Annotated in this window: 15 protein-coding genes and 2 pseudogenes; 15 read left to right on the top strand and 2 right to left on the bottom strand. The window is 65.0% G+C overall.

Going from position 1 to position 16,169, the window contains the following annotated elements:
• Positions 1 to 75 precede the first annotated feature (75 nt).
• The 9 genes and pseudogenes from FJW10_RS03310 to FJW10_RS30690 form a co-directional block, all read left to right on the top strand.
• Entirely contained in the window at positions 76 to 564 is a 489-nt protein-coding gene (locus tag FJW10_RS03310) for an Lrp/AsnC family transcriptional regulator (protein ID WP_140643242.1), read from the top strand.
• A 240-nt stretch (positions 565 to 804) separates the two neighbouring features.
• On the top strand, positions 805 to 2,298 hold the full coding sequence (locus tag FJW10_RS03305; RefSeq protein WP_140898378.1) for an NAD-dependent succinate-semialdehyde dehydrogenase: 1,494 nt from the start codon (positions 805 to 807) through the stop codon (positions 2,296 to 2,298).
• Positions 2,299 to 2,325: 27 nt separating this feature from the next.
• Positions 2,326 to 3,705, top strand: coding sequence for an aspartate aminotransferase family protein (locus FJW10_RS03300; RefSeq protein ID WP_140898376.1), 1,380 nt, complete (start codon positions 2,326 to 2,328; stop codon positions 3,703 to 3,705).
• A gap of 10 nt (positions 3,706 to 3,715) precedes the next feature.
• Entirely contained in the window at positions 3,716 to 4,816 is a 1,101-nt protein-coding gene (locus FJW10_RS03295) for an alcohol dehydrogenase family protein (RefSeq protein ID WP_140898374.1), read from the top strand.
• 203 nt (positions 4,817 to 5,019) lie between these two features.
• Positions 5,020 to 6,108: a CaiB/BaiF CoA-transferase family protein gene (locus FJW10_RS03290; protein WP_348639747.1), complete on the top strand. Its 1,089-nt coding sequence runs from the start codon at positions 5,020 to 5,022 to the stop codon at positions 6,106 to 6,108.
• Positions 6,109 to 6,173: 65 nt separating this feature from the next.
• Positions 6,174 to 6,452: pseudogene (locus FJW10_RS30935) on the top strand (MmgE/PrpD family protein); the annotation flags it as partial.
• A 34-nt stretch (positions 6,453 to 6,486) separates the two neighbouring features.
• On the top strand, positions 6,487 to 7,329 hold the full coding sequence (locus FJW10_RS03285; RefSeq protein ID WP_281405108.1) for an MmgE/PrpD family protein: 843 nt from the start codon (positions 6,487 to 6,489) through the stop codon (positions 7,327 to 7,329).
• On the top strand, positions 7,215 to 7,514 hold the full coding sequence (locus tag FJW10_RS30930; protein ID WP_281405109.1) for a hypothetical protein: 300 nt from the start codon (positions 7,215 to 7,217) through the stop codon (positions 7,512 to 7,514). The genes FJW10_RS03285 and FJW10_RS30930 overlap by 115 nt, the downstream gene beginning before the upstream one ends.
• A 60-nt stretch (positions 7,515 to 7,574) precedes the next feature.
• Positions 7,575 to 7,703: pseudogene (locus FJW10_RS30690) on the top strand (acyl-CoA dehydrogenase family protein); the annotation flags it as partial.
• Between the two features lie 72 nt (positions 7,704 to 7,775).
• On the opposite strand, the gene FJW10_RS03275 reads toward FJW10_RS30690, so the two are convergent.
• Both FJW10_RS03275 and FJW10_RS03270 read right to left on the bottom strand, forming a co-directional pair.
• Complete coding sequence (locus tag FJW10_RS03275; protein WP_140898370.1) at positions 7,776 to 8,186, bottom strand: thioesterase family protein; 411 nt, start codon at positions 8,184 to 8,186, stop codon at positions 7,776 to 7,778.
• Positions 8,187 to 8,289: 103 nt separating this feature from the next.
• On the bottom strand, positions 8,290 to 9,150 hold the full coding sequence (locus FJW10_RS03270; protein WP_140898368.1) for a LysR family transcriptional regulator: 861 nt from the start codon (positions 9,148 to 9,150) through the stop codon (positions 8,290 to 8,292).
• Between the two features lie 96 nt (positions 9,151 to 9,246).
• Between FJW10_RS03270 and FJW10_RS03265 the strand changes: the two genes are divergently transcribed.
• From FJW10_RS03265 to FJW10_RS03240, 6 genes are read left to right on the top strand one after another with little or no spacing between them, the layout of a single operon-like run.
• A complete protein-coding gene (locus FJW10_RS03265) occupies positions 9,247 to 10,578 on the top strand; it encodes an aspartate aminotransferase family protein (RefSeq protein ID WP_140898366.1) in 1,332 nt (443 codons plus the stop codon).
• A gap of 28 nt (positions 10,579 to 10,606) precedes the next feature.
• Positions 10,607 to 11,056, top strand: a complete 450-nt coding sequence (locus tag FJW10_RS03260; RefSeq protein WP_181177403.1) for a cobalamin B12-binding domain-containing protein — start codon at positions 10,607 to 10,609, stop codon at positions 11,054 to 11,056.
• The gene (gene meaB / locus FJW10_RS03255) at positions 11,053 to 12,054 is read left to right on the top strand and encodes a methylmalonyl Co-A mutase-associated GTPase MeaB (RefSeq protein ID WP_140898362.1); all 1,002 of its coding nucleotides are present in this window, start codon (positions 11,053 to 11,055) and stop codon (positions 12,052 to 12,054) included. The genes FJW10_RS03260 and meaB overlap by 4 nt, the downstream gene beginning before the upstream one ends.
• Positions 12,051 to 13,742, top strand: coding sequence for a methylmalonyl-CoA mutase family protein (locus FJW10_RS03250; protein WP_140898360.1), 1,692 nt, complete (start codon positions 12,051 to 12,053; stop codon positions 13,740 to 13,742). The genes meaB and FJW10_RS03250 overlap by 4 nt, the downstream gene beginning before the upstream one ends.
• A 13-nt stretch (positions 13,743 to 13,755) precedes the next feature.
• Positions 13,756 to 14,517, top strand: a complete 762-nt coding sequence (locus FJW10_RS03245; RefSeq protein WP_246674096.1) for an enoyl-CoA hydratase/isomerase family protein — start codon at positions 13,756 to 13,758, stop codon at positions 14,515 to 14,517.
• A 3-nt stretch (positions 14,518 to 14,520) separates the two neighbouring features.
• Positions 14,521 to 16,149: an AMP-binding protein gene (locus FJW10_RS03240; protein WP_140898358.1), complete on the top strand. Its 1,629-nt coding sequence runs from the start codon at positions 14,521 to 14,523 to the stop codon at positions 16,147 to 16,149.
• Positions 16,150 to 16,169: the final 20 nt, after the last annotated feature.

Genomic DNA, 16,169 nt, shown 5'->3' with positions numbered 1-16,169 from the left:
AGAGAGCGAAATCAGTGCAATTGACAATCGAAATAATGCATCGTCATGGTGTCCGCGACGAAAGGCGAATCCCGCATGGCGGCAACGAAACTCGACCCGATCGATCTCAGGATTCTCGACGCGATCCAGCGCGACGGGCGCATCACCAAGCTGGCGTTGGCCGAGAAGGTCGGCCTCTCGCCGACGCCGTGCTGGATGCGGCTGCGCAAGCTCGAGAAAGCGGGCATCGTGTCCGGCTACCACGCCGCGATCGCCATGCGCGCTATCGCGCCGGTGGCGACGGTGCTGATGGAGGTGACCCTGGCCAATCACCGCCAGGCGGACTTCGATCGTTTCGAGCGGGTCGTGCGCGATGTTCCGGAGATCGTCGCCTGCTGGTCGGTGGGCGGCGGGGTCGATTATGTCCTGAAGGTGATGGCGCGCGACATCGATGCCTACCAGCGGCTGGTCGACAGCCTGCTCGAACGTGAGATCGGCATCGACCGCTACTTCACCTACATCGTCACCAAGACGGTCAAGGACGAGACGGTGCTGCCTGTGGCCGACCTGCTGCCGGATCAATGAAAGCGCCATCGTCATCCTCGGGTCTACGCCGCGTCGCTTCGCTCCTTGCTTCGCCCGTGGATGACGACTTTGAGGAGGCTCAGCCAATTTTTACGGTTCGGCGCCGCCTGCTGGCCGGCCAGCTAGAGAGTTCGTCTGCTTCCGCGCGCCAATAGAGACAATCTCTCTACCAACAGCCGCTGAAACAGTCCCATTCTTTGCCCGACACGGCCGATGCTTCGGCATCGAATGGAGACGCCGATGTCCGCGCATTTTGCCCGCACCAACCACCATGAAGCGCTGGACCGGCTCGCCGATCGCCGGCTGCTGCGTGCGCTCGCCTATGTTGACGGCCACTGGACGGCGAGCGAAGCGGCGGCAAGTTTTGAGGTTACCGATCCGGCCACCGGCGCTACCGTCGCCTTCGTGGCCGCGCTCGATGCCGATCAGACGACAAAGGCAATCGACGCCGCATCCCGCGCCCTGCCGGCCTGGCGCTCGGCACTGCCGCAGGAGCGCTCGAAGATCTTGCGGAAATGGTTCGATCTGATCATCGCCGCCAAGGACGACCTCGCGCTGCTGATGACGCTTGAGCAGGGCAAGCCGCTGAAGGAATCGCTCGGCGAGATCGACTATGCCGCCTCCTTCGTCGAATGGTATGCCGAGGAAGCGAAGCGCCTCAACGCCGAAAGTGTAACCAGTCATCTGCCGAATGCCGAGATGTCGGTGCGCCGCGAGCCGCTCGGTGTGGTCGGCGTCGTGACGCCGTGGAATTTTCCGTCGGCCATGCTCACCCGTAAGGCCGCCGCAGCGCTTGCCGCCGGCTGCACCATCGTGGCGCATCCGTCCTCGGAAACGCCGCTGTCGGCTTTGGCGCTGGCCGAGCTCGGTGAGCGCGCCGGGCTGCCGGCAGGCGTCTTCAACGTCGTCACCGGCGATGCGCGCACGATCGTCGCGGCGATGTGCGCCGACGCCCGCGTTCGCGCCATGAGCTTCACCGGATCGACCGAGGTCGGCCGTCTGATCGCCGCGCAGAGCGCGCCGACTATGAAACGTCTGGTGATGGAGCTCGGCGGCCATGCGCCGCTGATCGTGTTCGACGACGCCGACATCGACAGGGCTGTGGCGATCGCGCTGGACGCCAAGTTCGCCACCTCGGGCCAGGATTGCCTTGCCGCGAACCGCATCTATGTCCAGCGGCCGACCTATGATCGCTTCTGCGCCGCTTTTGCCCGCCGCGTCGAGCAACTCCGTATAGGCAACGGTCTATCCGCGGATGCCGATATCGGGCCTCTGATGCACGAACGTGCCGTCAAGAAAGTGGAGGAGCAGGTGGCCGATGCGCTTAACCACGGCGCGCGCTGCCTGACCGGCGGCAAGCGCCACGCTGCCGGGCCGCTGTTCTACCAGCCGACGCTGCTCGTCGACGTGCCGGACGAGGCGCTGATCATGCGCGAAGAGACCTTTGGCCCGGTCGCCGCGGTGACTCCGTTCGACGATGAGGCCGAAATCATCGCCCGCGCCAATGCCACCGAATATGGCCTGGTCGCCTATGTCGTCACCGAGAACGGTGGTCGCCAGGCGCGCATGGGCCGCGCCCTGGACTACGGCATGGTCGCGATCAATCGTGTCAAGATCACCGGCGCGCCGATCCCGTTCGGCGGTGTCAAGCAGTCCGGCATCGGCCGTGAAGGCTCGCGCCACGGCCTCGAAGCTTTCACCGATCTCAAGTACCTTTGCCTGGACGTGGCGTAGCCCATCCAGAAATTTCAGGAGAAAAAAATGCTCGAACAATCCAACGAACTCTCCGCCTGGGATCGCGATCACTTCTTCCATCCCTCGACGCATATGGGCACGCATGCGCGCGGTGAATCGCCGGCCCGCATCATGGCCGGCGGCGAAGGCGTCACCGTCTGGGACAACACCGGCAAGAAGAGCATCGATGCCTTCGCCGGCCTCTATTGCGTCAATGTCGGCTACGGCCGCCAGAAGATCGCAGATACTATCGCCGAGCAGGCAAAGAACCTCGCCTACTATCACGCTTATGTCGGGCATGGCACCGAAGCCTCGATCACGTTGGCCAAGATGATCATCGACCGCGCGCCGAAGGGCATGTCGAGGATCTATTTCGGACTCTCCGGCTCCGATGCCAATGAGACCAACATCAAGCTGATCTGGTACTACAACAATGTGCTGGGCCGGCCCGAGAAGAAGAAGATCATCTCGCGCTGGCGCGGCTATCATGGCTCGGGCGTCATGACCGGTTCGCTGACCGGGCTGGAGCTGTTCCACAACGCCTTCGACCTGCCGCGCGCGCCGATCCTGCACACCGAGGCGCCCTATTATTTCCGCCGCGCCGACCGCTCGATGAGCGAGGAGCAGTTCTCGCAACATTGCGCCGACAAGCTCGAGGAGATGATCCTCGCCGAAGGTCCGGACACGGTCGCGGCCTTCATCGGCGAGCCGATCCTAGGCACGGGCGGCATCGTGCCGCCGCCGGCCGGTTATTGGGAGAAGATACAGGCCGTGCTGAACAAATATGACGTGCTGCTCGTCGCCGATGAAGTGGTGACCGGCTTCGGTCGTCTCGGCACCATGTTCGGCTCCGACCACTACGGCATCAAGCCGGACCTGATCACCATTGCCAAGGGCCTGACCTCGGCCTATGCGCCGCTGTCGGGCGTCATCGTCGCCGACAAGATGTGGCAGGTGCTGGTGCAAGGCTCCGACAAGCTCGGTTCGCTGGGCCATGGCTGGACCTATTCGGCGCATCCGATCTGCGTTGCCGCAGGCGTCGCCAATCTCGAACTGATCGACGAGATGGACCTGGTGAAGAATGCCGGCGAGACCGGCGCCTATTTCCGCGCCGAGCTGGCCAAGGCCGTCGGCGGCCACAAGCATGTCGGCGAGGTGCGAGGCGACGGCATGCTGGCGGCGGTCGAATTCGTGAAGGACCGCGACGATCGCGTTTTCTTCGATCCTTCACTGAGGATCGGGCCGCAGGTCGCCACGGCACTTGCCGGCAGCGGCGTCATCGGCCGCGCCATGCCGCAAGGCGACATCCTCGGCTTCGCGCCGCCGCTCTGCCTGACTCGCGAGGAGGCCGACATCGTCGTGGCCAAGACCGCCGATGCCGTGAACGGCGTGTTTGCCAATCTCTGAAAATCGACCTGTGAATGCCATGACCGATACCCTCCCCGCCACCATGGCCGCCGTGCTGCTCACCGGGCACGGCGGTCCGGAAAAGCTCGTCTATCGCACCGACGTGAAAGTGCCAGCACCCGCCGCCGGCGAAGTGCTGGTCAAGGTCAGCGCCTGCGGCATGAACAACACCGATGTCTGGGTGCGGCAAGGCGCCTACGGCACCGAGGAGGATGCGGCTGCCGTGTCGACCTGGCGCCGCCAGGGCAACACGCTCACCTTCCCGCGCATCCAGGGCACCGACACGGTTGGCACCATCGTCGCTGTCGGTGACGGCGTGTCCTCCGATCGCATCGGCGAGCGCATCATGGTCGACTTCTCGATCTACAACCGCGACGACGATTCGCTGGCCGACATCGACTATATGGGCCACGGCCGCGATGGCGGTTATGCCGAATACCAGGCGCTGCCGGCCGAGAACGCGCATGTCGTCGACACTGATCTGAGCGATGTCGAGCTTGCCACCTTCTGCTGCGCCTATCTCACTGGCGAGCAGATGCTGGAACGCGCCGCGCTGAAAGCCGGCGAGCGTGTGCTGGTCACCGGTGCCTCCGGCGGTGTCGGTTCCGGCATCGTGCAACTGGCTCGGGCACGCGGCGCCATCCCCTACGCGGTGGCCGGCAAGGGCAAGGAGCAGGCCGTGCTCGACATCGGCGCCGAGAAGGTGATCACGCGCGGCGTGGCCGATCTGCCGGCCGCCGTCAACGAAGCGACTGGCGGCCAGCCGATCGACGTGGTCGCTGATCTGGTCGGCGGCGCCATTTTCAACGACCTGCTGCGTATCCTGCGGCCGGAAGGCCGCTACACCACGGCTGGCGCCATCGCCGGGCCGGTTGTGCAGCTAGATCTGCGCACCATGTATCTGAAGCAGCTGCAGCTCAACGGCTCGAGCCAGGGCACGCGGGCCGATTTCCGCCGCATCGTGCGCTACATCGAGGAAAAAAAGATCAAGCCACTGGTCGGCGGCGTCTACAAGCTTTCCGATTTCCACCGCGCCCAGACCGACTTCATGGGCAAGGACTTCGTTGGCAAGCTGGTGGTGGTGCCGGATGCGATGTGGAGCGGCGCCTGACCTTGGGGCGGCTCTGACGGGTCAGCCGAGGGGCACGCCGTGTAGTGGACCATCGCCGACATGCCGGACGTCGCCGCTGTTGACCTGTCCGGCTAGGGCATGATCCCGAAAAGTTTCGCTATACCTCCCATTACAAAACGCTATTTGACGGAGGGGACCCTTCCGGTGCGATGGTATCGGAAAAGCAGGATAAGGAGCGAGCCATGCCAGGCGCGCTGGAGGGAACAACTGTCGTCTCGCTGGAGCAGGCCGTGGCCGCGCCCTTGGCGACGTCGCGGCTGGCCGACGCCGGCGCGCGCGTCATCAAGCTCGAGCGCCCCGAGGGCGATTTCGCGCGCGGCTATGACGATTACGTCCACGGCCTGTCGAGCTATTTCATCTGGACCAACCGCGGCAAGCAGTCCTGCACTGTCAACCTGAAGCGACTGGATGATCTGGCGCTGGTCGAAGCGATGCTCGCCACGGCCGATGTGTTTATCCAGAACCTGGTGCCCGGCGCCACCGACAGGCTGGGCATCGGCAGCGCCGACCTCAGGCGGCGGTTCCCCCGGCTGATCGTGTGCGACATCGGTGGCTATGCGCCGGCAACGCCCGATCACGATCGGAAAGCCTATGACCTGCTCATCCAGGCGGAAGCGGGTCTGGCGGGTGTCACGGGATCGGCGACGTCGGGCCCGACGCGCGTCGGCATATCGATATCCGATATCGCCACTGGACAGGCCGCCTATGCCGCCATCCTCGAAGCCCTGATCATGCGCGCTCGGACCGGGGAAGGGGCTCACCTGCAGGTCTCCTTGTTCGACACCCTCGCCGAATATATGAACGTGCCGTACCTGGCGCGCCATTACGGCGGCAAGGAGCCCAGCCGGCTCGGCCTCGCCCACCCTTCGATCGCTCCTTACGGGCTGTTTCGCGTGAGCGATGGGGAAATCCTGATCGCCGTCCAGAACGAACGCGAATGGGCCGTCTTCTGCGAGAGCGTTCTGCGCCAGCCGTCGGTCGCGACGGATCCGAGATTCGAACGCAACGTGCTGCGCATCAAGAACCGCGAGCCGCTCGACGCATGTGTGCAGGCGATCCTGGCGCCCTATACCAAGTCCGCACTATGCGAGCTGCTGGACCAGGTGCGCATTGGATATGGCCATGTATCGACCATGGCGGATCTGGCGGCGCATCGCAGCGCGACCAGGATTGCGATCGAGACCGCGGTTGGTCCCGGTCGAGCTTTTTGCGCCGTCGGTCACGGTCGATGGCAAGCGCCCCGCACTGGGCAGGGTGCCCTCGCTTGGTGAACATGATGTGGCTTTGCGGCGGGAGTTCGGTCCGCTGGACACGGCAGGATCCCAACGGATAGGGAATGCAATGCTATGAGCCTGACCGCGACCTGACCCGGTTGATCCGCGAAAAGCCGATGACCGAAAGCGATCTGCAATGGGCATCGCTGTTCGTCCTGGATACGCTCGGCTGTGCGCTTGGCGCGTTGCCGACCGAACCTGGCCGCATGCTCAAGGCGGTCGCGCCGCCGGCGCAGGCGGATACGGCTCGCAAGGCGTTCTATCTCGGCGGTTTGTCCCACATCCTGGAGATGGACGACCTGCACCGGGATTCGGTGACCCATCCGGGAAGCGTCGTCATTCCCGCGGCCTGGGCCGTGGCCCACGATCGCGACCTTGGCGGCGAAGCTTTCCTCCGCGGTTCTCGCGGGATACGAAGCCTGCTGCCGCGTCGGCATGTCCGTTGGCAAGAAGCATTACCGGGTCTGGCACAACACCTCGACCTGCGGGCCGTTCGGCGCGGCCTTTGCCGTGGCCGATCTCCTAGGCCTCGATGACGACAGAACCGTTTGGGCGCTCGGCAACGCCGGAACCCAGTCGTCGGGACTTTGGGAGTTCCTCGCCGAAGGCGCCATGAGCAAGCATCTTCACACTGCCCGGGCAGCGGAGTCGGGCGTGCTTGCATCGTTCCTGGCCAGGGAAGGATTCACGGGCGCGCAAAACATCCTGGAGGGCGAAAAAGGGTTCTACGCGGGCCTGTGTCCAGACCCAATCCCGGGGGCTGTGACGGCCGGGCCTGATCGGGCCTGGCAGCTGACCAACACCTCGATCAAGCCTTGGCCCTGCTGCCGTCATACCCATCCGGCGATCGACGGCGCCATCGCCTTGCACGGCGAGATAGCCGGCGAAGCCATCGCCAAGGTGGAGGTCGGAGCTTACCGGGCCGCGCTTGACGTGTGCGACCGGCCCACCCCCGACGATCCCTACAGCGCCAAATTCTCGCTGCAGCACACCGTGGCGATCGCCCTGGCGGACGGTCGTGTCGACCAGGCAAGTTTCGATGCCAATGCCCGGCAGCGATGGCCGGCGAACGCAAGAAAGTCGACGTCGAGCTGGCGCCGAAGATCGAGGCTGCGTACCCCGAATCGTGGGGCGCCGAAATCGTGGTGGAGACGGCTTCCGGCCGGCGTCTTTCCGCCGCGCGACACGACGCCAAGGGAGATCCCGGCAATCCGGTGACGGTGGCCGAGCTCTCCGAGAAAGCGCGCGCGCAGCTCGTCGCTGGCGGTAGTTCGCAAGCCCGCGCCGACGAACTGATTGGCGCTATCCTTGCACTGCCCGACAACCGTCCGGTGCGCTCGCTGGGTTTGTTTGAAATCGCTGCAGATGCGCGTCCCCAGGCGCGTGCCGCGCGGAGCGCCTGATGTTCAAGGTTGTCGATAATGAGGAGATCCGCGAGGCTGCGTCTGCGAGCGGTTTCCGGGCGAAAGCTCGACGTCGACCGCGCCTACCCGCTGGATTTCGTCAACGCACTGACGGAAGCGGGCTATCTCGCGACGCTGATCCCGGAGGAGTATTGCGGGGCGGGCCTGGCGCTTTCGGCTGCGGCCGCCGCTGGAGCTGCACTACCCCGCCTATGTTCGTGACACTGCGGGCAGCGCCTGGTACGGCGAGGATATTGCCGCTCAAGCCATCCAGGATTTCAGGCGTTCAAGCATAGGTTCCGTCAGCGGGGTGGATTTCCGCTCCGCAAGATTGAAGAAGACCGTCTTGGCGGCGAGCTTCGCCGCGAGCTCGCCGCCATGCAGCCTGCGCATCTCGTAATCCGTCTGGATGGAGGTGCGGCCGATAGTGCGGATCGTGCCGAAGATTTCCACGATGACCCCGGACGCCACCTCGCCGACGAAGTCGATCTCGTGCCGGACGTCCGCCCATCCCCTGTCGGCCCATTCGGGCGTCGTCGGCGCCCATCCGGTCGCCTGTCCGAGCAGGATGTTGATGGCGTCGTCGAAAAAGGCGACGTAGAACCGCGTCGTCATGTGGCCCATCATGTCGCAATTCCAGGGCTGAATCACAGCTCTCGTCAGTAAGATCATTTTTGCTCCCGATAACTCGTCCGATGCGACCGCTATCTAGCGGGGATTGGTTGCCTCTGTGGAGAGCCTAATCGATGGCCGGACCTCCGGCGGGTCGATTTTTTTAGAGCGACGGCAGGACGCTCCGGATGTGACTGGCAAACGCCTCGACGGCCGGCGATCTCGTGGTCTCGGCGAAGGCGACCAGAACGCCGAGCCGGGATAATCTCGGAAGCGGCGCATTGAGGATGAAGAGATCCGACGGGACGGCCCTCTGCGTCATCACGCTTATCGCAAGGCCGGACCGCGCCACCGCGATCAGGCCGGTGAGGCTGTTGCTGGCATAGGATATCTTGTAGCGCAGTCCGGCGCGTGACATGGCATCGCAGGCCGCCTTGTGGTCCATGGCGTTCGATGCCGGCAGAGCCAGCGGCACGGTCTCGCCGAACTCGTGCAGCTCCAGTGTCGGCTTGCTGCCGACCCAGACCATCGCTTCCGTGCGCACGACCTCCCTGGGGGCGCTCGCGTCCGGAATGGAGACGAGCGCCAGGTCGACCTGGCGCGCATGCAGCAGATTGTGCAGCTCGACGGTCGGCGCCGACACCACCTTGATCTCGATGTCCGGATAAAGGCTCCCGAAGCTTCTCAAGAGCGTGGGAAAGAAGGCGCTCAAATAGTCCTCCGGGCTGCCGAAGATGATCGATCCCTGCAGGCCCTTGCCGGAGAAAGCCGAAACCGCCTCATCGTGGATTTTGAGGATGCGCTCGGCATAGGCAAGGAAGCGCTCGCCGCTGCCGGTGAGGCGGACGCCGCTGCCGCTCCGATGGAACAGGCTCTGGCCGCCGAGCGCATCCTCGAGCCGCTGTATCTGCATCGTCACCGCCGATTGCGTCCGCCCGACCTGCAGGGCGGTGGCGCTGAGCGTTCCCGAATGCGCCGCGCGGACGAAGGTCGCCAGCAATCTGAGATCGAGGGGTGCGGGCATATCAATTCCATTGATATCGGAGTCCGATATCTATCAATTTTACTGCTGTAGCGCCAGACGCTAATCTTCGGGCCTGCGTTTTGGCGAGGCTGCGAGATGTCAAGAAATCTGGATAATGCCTTCTGGTCGTCGGCGCGAAAGCACCTCATCCGATATGGCGGCGCCTTCGAGCCGGCCATCATCGAGCGGGCCGAAGGCTCGTTCGTCTACGACGCCGATGCCCGGCCCATACTCGACTTCACCTCCGGCCAGATGAGCGCGTTGCTCGGGCATGCGCATCCGAGGATCGTCGCGACGGTGCGCCGCCAGGTCGAAACGGTCGCGCATCTCTTCAGCGGCATGCTGTCCCGCCCGGTTGTCGAGCTTGCCGAGCGCCTCGCCGCGCTGGCGCCCGGCCTCGACAGGGCGCTCCTGCTTTCGACGGGGGCGGAGTCGAACGAGGCGGCCATCCGCATGGCGAAGCTGGTGACCGGCAGGCACGAGATCGTCGCGTTCTCCAAAAGCTGGCACGGCATGACCGGCGTTGCGGCTTCCGCCACCTACAGCGCCGGGCGCAAGGGCTACGGTCCCGCGGCGGTCGGCTCGATCGCGATTCCCCCGCCGAACAGCTTTCGCCCGCGCTTCAAGAAAGCCGACGGCTCGCTCGACTGGGCGGCCGAGCTCGATGACGCCTTCGCCCTGGTCGACAGCCAGTCGACCGGCAGCCTCGCGGCTTTCATCGCCGAGCCGATCCTGTCGAGCGGGGGCATGCTGGAGCTGCCGCAGGGCTATCTCGCGGCGCTGAAGCAGAAATGCCGCGAACGCGGCATGCTGCTCATCCTCGATGAAGCGCAAACCGGCGTCGGCCGCACCGGCGACATGTTCGCCTTCCAGCGCGACGGCGTCACGCCGGACATCCTCACTCTGTCGAAGACCATCGGCGCCGGCCTTCCGCTGGCGGCGGTCATGACGACGGCCGAGATCGAGGAAACGGCGCATGAGCGGGGCTTCCTGTTCTACACCACCCATGTGTCCGATCCGCTGCCGGCCGCCGTTGGCGTGACCGTGCTCGATGTCGTGGAAGAGGAGCGCCTTGTCGAGCGCGCGCGCCATCTCGGAAGAAGGCTTTTCGACGGCCTGTCCGACCTGAAGCAGCGCTTCGAGTGCGTCGGCGACGTGCGCGGCCGCGGCCTGATGCTGGGGGTCGAGATCGTCAAGAACGGAGAGAGCCGCGAGCCCGATCACGAGCTCGGCGCGAAAATTGCCGCGGAAGCATTCAAGCGCGGACTGAGCATGAACATCGTCAAGCTCCCGGGCATGGGCGGCGTGTTCCGCATCGCTCCGCCGCTGACGATTTCCGAGGAAGAGCTCGACCTCGGATTGCGCACGATCCGCGACGCCATCGAAGCGGTGCTGTCCGGGAGCGGCGGCCGCATGGCTGCAGAGTGACGGACCGGGGCCGATGAACGAAGCGGACATGACCGAACAGGCCGCGGGCGACGCGTCGGACGAGAACGCGGCGACCGGCACCATCCGCGTGCTTGTCGCCAAGCTCGGGCTGGACGGGCACGACCGCGGCGCCAAGGTGGTCGCGCGGATCCTGCGCGATGCCGGCATGGAGGTCGTCTACACCGGCCTCTACAAGTCTCCGGACGAGGTCGTGGCGGCGGCGGTCCAGGAGGATGTCGACGTCATCGGCGTCAGCCTCCTTTCCGGCTCCCATGTTCCGTTGTTCCGGGAATTGGGGCGCTGCCTGCGCGAGCAGAAGGCCGACCACATCTTCGTCGTCGCCGGCGGGGTTATTCCAGAGCAGGATTATGCCGCTTTGTGGGACAGCGGCGTCGACGCGATCGTGCCGCAGGAGGCGCGGGCCGAACTGATCGTGACGACGATCAGGGACCTGATCGCCGCTCGTGGCCGCGTATGACCGTCTTCACGCCCTCGAGACCGGTGAGGCGCGCGGCATACAGGCCCTCGATCGAGCTCGTGCCCGAAATCCTCGCGGGCAACGTCGCGGCCATCGCCCGCATGATCACCCGCGCCGAGGCCGGCTATCCGGAAGCCGCGCCCGCGCTGGCGGAGATCTACGGGCATACCGGCAAGGCGCATGTCGTCGGTATCACCGGCGTTCCGGGAGCCGGCAAGTCCACGCTTGTGTCTTCTCTCATCCGGGCATTCGCGTCGGAGGGGCACAAGATCGGCGTCGTCGCCGTCGATCCGAGCAGCCCGTTCTCCGGCGGCGCGATCCTCGGTGACAGGGTGCGCATGAGCGAGGCGGCCTCGTCCTCGCAGGCTTTCGTCCGCAGCATGGCGACGCGCGGCCATCTGGGCGGCCTTGCCCGATCGACGCTGCAGGCGGTCGATGTTCTCGATGCCGCCGGCTACTCGCCCATCATCATCGAGACCGTCGGCGTCGGCCAGGACGAGGTGGAAGTCGTGACGGCGGCGCACAGCATCGTCGTTCTTTCGGCGCCTGGCCTCGGCGACGACATACAGGCGATCAAGGCCGGCATTCTCGAAATCGCGGATATCCATGTCGTCAGCAAGGCCGACAAGCCGGAAGCGGCGGCGACCGTTTCGGCCCTGCGCGGCATGATGACCCTCGGTACCGAACGGACGGGGTCGAAATGGACGCCGCCGGTCCTGCCGGTCAGCGCGGTCTCGGGCGAGCGGATCGGCGAGCTGAAGGACGCCATCTCCAGGCACTGGTCGCATCTGCACGACAGCGGCGAGCTGGCCGAGCGGCAGCGGGGCATTTGTCGGACGCGGATCCTCGGCGCGGCCAAATATCTTTTCCAGCGCAAGTTCGATGAGCGGGCCGGCGAGGTCGGAGAGCACATCCAGGCCGTCGTGAACAGGGACATGGACCCCGGCGGCGCGGCCCGCCTTCTGCTCGGCTGGACGAACGAGGCGCAAGCAACATGAACCTGTTCTCGCAAACCGCGATCGAGGACATCCGCGAAAAGCAGGCCGCGTGGGAGGAAAAGGAACTCGCCGCCGCGCTCGGCAGCAGGCCCGAGGAAAAGCCGGCCTACGAGACCGAATGCGGCATTCCGCTGAAGCGCGTCTACACGGCCGCCGACATCGCCGACATTCCCGCCGACGAGTTGGGTTTTCCCGGCGCCTATCCCTTCACCCGCGGAGCCTATCCGACGATGTATCGCGGCAGGCCTTGGACCATTCGGCAGGTCGCCGGCTTCGGCAATCCCGAGGCCACCAACCAGCGCTACAAATACATGATCCAGACCGGTCAGACCGGGCTCTCCACCGATTTCGACCTGCCGACGCTGCTCGGCCTGGACTCGGACGATCCGAGGGCCTTCGGCGAAGTCGGGCGCGTCGGCGTCGCCATCGACACGGTCGATGATGTCGACCGGCTGTTCGACGGAATAGACCTCGAAAAGATCTCGGTCTCGCTCACCATCAATCCGTCGGCCTGGGTGGTCTACGCCATGTATGTCTCCGTCGCCGAACGGCGCGGCTGTGACCTCCATAAGCTGGCGGGCACGCTGCAGGCGGACCCGCTGAAGGAGTATGTGGCGCAGAAGGAGTGGATCTATCCGGTGCGTCCCGCGGTGAGGCTGCTGCGCGACTTGATCATGTACAGCGCCAGGGCGACGCCGAAGATCAATCCGATCAGCCTCAGCGGCTATCACCTCTCGGATGTCGGCGGCAACGCGCTGCAGGAGATCGCCTTCATCATGGCCTTCACCATCGCCTATTGCGAGGAGGTCACCGGCGCCGGCATGGACATCGACGACTTCGCGCCCCGGTTGTCCTTCTTCTTCATCAGCCACCAGGACTTCTTCGAGCAGATCTGCAAGTTCAGGGCGGCAAGGCGGGTCTACGCCAAGATCATGGCGCAACGCTTCAAGGCCAGGAAGCCGGAGTCCATGCGGCTGCGGGTGCATGTGCAGACCGCGGCGATGAGCCTGACCAAGGTCGAGCACCATAACAATCTCATGCGCACGGCCATCCAGGCGCTCGGCGCCGTGCTGGGCGGCTGCCAGAGCATGCATACCAACGGCCTCGACGAGGCCTTCGCCATCCCGACCGAAGAGGCCATGAAGCTGGCCATCCGCACCCAGCAGATCATCCGCGACGAGATCAACGTGACCTCCGTGATCGATCCTCTCGGCGGCTCCTATTTCATCGAGCGTCTCACCCGCGACATGGAGACAGAAATCTGGAAGCTGCTGGACGAAGTCGACGAGCGCGGCGGCGCCGTGAAACTGGTCGAGGAAGGCTGGTTCCAGCAGAAGCTCGCGGACTCGGCTTACGCCACGTTCCAGAAGATCGATGCCGGCGAAAAGATCTCGGTCGGCGTCAACCGGTACGTCGACGAGACCAGCCGATCGGCCGAAGTGCACATCCATCCTTATGACGAAGAGTGCACGCAGCTGCAGATCGACCGCCTGCAAGCGGCGCGGGCGGACCGTGACAACGCCCGTGTCCGGGAACTGCTGAAGGAACTCGCCGAGCAAGCGAGGTCCGACGACATCAATCTTCTGCCGAAGACCATCGAGGCCGTGAAGGCGAAGGCGACGCTTGGCGAGATCTGCGCCGCGCTGCGCAAGGTCTGGGGCGCTTACGCCGAACCGATGATCGTTTGAGGAGGACGCCAAGATGGGCGATGCCAAGATGGGCGCAGTCATTTCCAGGCACGACGGCGCAATCGCCTGGGTCAAGCTCAACCGTCCCGAACGGCTGAACGCCATGAACAGGCAACTCGTCGACGACCTGTCCGAGGCGCTGGCGCGAGCCGAAGCGGACCCGTCGATCCGTGCCGTCATCCTGCACGGCGAAGGGCGCGCCTTCTGCTCCGGCGACGACCTCAAGGATCTCGACTCCCAGACCACTTCCGAGGCCACGACACAGGCCTGGGTGGACGCCATCCAGAACATCACTTTGCAGATCATGCAGTCGCGCAAGATCGTCATTGCCGCGGTGCATGGCTGGTGCGTCGGCGGCGCGCTCGAATGGGCGGTGAATTGCGACTTCACGCTGTTCGCCGACAATGCGCGCTGGTTCTTCCCCGAAGTCAGCTACGGGCTGTTCGTCACCGGTGGCGTCACCGCCCTGTTGACCAAGCAGACCGGGCCGCAGGTCGCCAAGGAACTGATGATCCTGGGCGAGAAGCACGATGCCAGGAAAGCGCTCGAGGTCGGCATCGCCTGGAAACTCTGTCCCGAGGCGCAATTGCTGGACGAGGCGAGGAAACTCGCTTTGGCGATAGCGGAGCGTCCGGAAAGCGCGGTGGCGGACATCAAGCAAGCCATCAACAACGGCTTCCACTCTTCCCTTGCCGACGCAATGGCGCTCGAGACCAGGGCCACGGTGAGCGGTTTCCTCTCCCCGGATGCGCAGGCACGGGCAAAGAATTTTTGATCCATGACCATGCTTGAACTCGCCCCGTCCTTCCACATCCCCGGCCAGCACGACGACGATTTGGAGAACCGGGTGCTGCCCAAAATCCTGCTCAAGCAGGCCGAGCGCCTGGGCGACAGCCCGTTCATCGACATTTGCGGACGCTCCGCCGGCTTCGAGGAGATGCAGATCGTTTCGGGGCGGCTGGCGCGCGGCCTGCGCGGCCTCGGCATCGGCAAGTCCGATCGCGTGGCGATGCTGTTGCCCAATTGTTTCGAACTGGTCGCGGCGTGGTTCGCGGTATCGAGCTTGGGCGCCATCGAGGTGCCCAGCAATCCAGGCCTGAAGGGCGACTTGCTTTGCCACAACCTGAACAATTGCGGCGCCGAAGTCCTGGTCGCCGACGCCAACGCGCTGGACGAGCTCGCCAGGATCCAGGACCGCCTGCCGGACCTGCGCACCCTCATCCTGGTCGGCGTCGATCCGAGCGAAGCCCGGGCGGCCGGCATCCGGATCGGCCGCATCGTCGGCTTCGAGGAATGCATGGCCGGGCAGCCGGGTTTCGACCTCGCCGACATCCACTATTCCGACCCGATGGCGATCCTCTACACCTCGGGCACCACCGGTCCGGCCAAGGGCGCATTGATGTCCCATCATCACTGCTATTCCTGGGCCGCGGCCATGGCTCTCAATCTCGGCTACACGACCGCTGACAGCTATTTCTCGGCATTGCCGCTGTTCCACACCGATGCCCAGATGTTCGGCGTCTACCTGCCGCTGATCTACGGCACCCGCACAACATTGGTCGACGGCTTCAGCGCGTCGCGGTTCTGGGACCAGGTGCGCGAAAGCGGCGCCTCGGCGACGAACCTGCTCGGCGCCATGGCGGTCATCCTGTCGCGCCAGCCGCCGTCCGATGGCGACGGCGCCAACCCGGTGCGCATATGCCAGTGCATTCCCATGGTGCCGGACAAGGAAGCGTTCGAGCGGCGCTTCGGCATGCGGCTCGTCACCGGCTATGGGCAGACGGAGACAGGTTTCGTCACCCTCGACACGGTGGGGGATACGAAAGCGGGTTCCTGCGGCCGCCCGCACCCCGATTGGGAGGTGGCGATCGTCGATGAGCGGGACCGGCCCCTGCCGCATGGGTCCGTCGGCGAGATCGTATCGCGCCCGCGCAAGAACTGGAGCATGTTTTCCGGCTATTACCGGGCGGACGCCAAGACGGTCCAGACGCTCCGGAACCTTTGGTATCACTCCGGCGACGCCGGTTGCCTGGACGAGGATGGCTGGCTCTATTTCAAGCACCGACTGAACGAGGCGATCCGGCGGCGCGGCGAGAACATCTCCGCCTACGAGGTCGAGACCGTCGCCGAAAAGCACCCCGACATCGTCGAAAGCGCCGCATTCGGCATTCCGTCGGAGTTCACCGAGGAAGACATCATGGTCGTGGCCCAGCGGCGGCCTGGCTCCACGCTGGGGGCGGCCGACCTGCTGGCGCATTTCAAGGCAATGGCGCCGCGCCACATGGTGCCGCGTTACATCGAGATCACCGACACGCCGCTTCCGCGAACGCCGACGGAAAAGATCGCCAGGACCGCGCTGCGCCAGCAGGGTGTCGGCTCCGCCACATTCGATCGGGGCGAGCGCTAGCCAGGTCGAACGCAGGCAGA

Source organism: Mesorhizobium sp. B4-1-1 (assembly GCF_006439375.1).
Classification (GTDB): domain Bacteria; phylum Pseudomonadota; class Alphaproteobacteria; order Rhizobiales; family Rhizobiaceae; genus Mesorhizobium.
The sequence above is the reverse complement of the archived record's forward strand: the minus strand, read 5'-3'. Positions and strand labels throughout refer to the sequence as shown.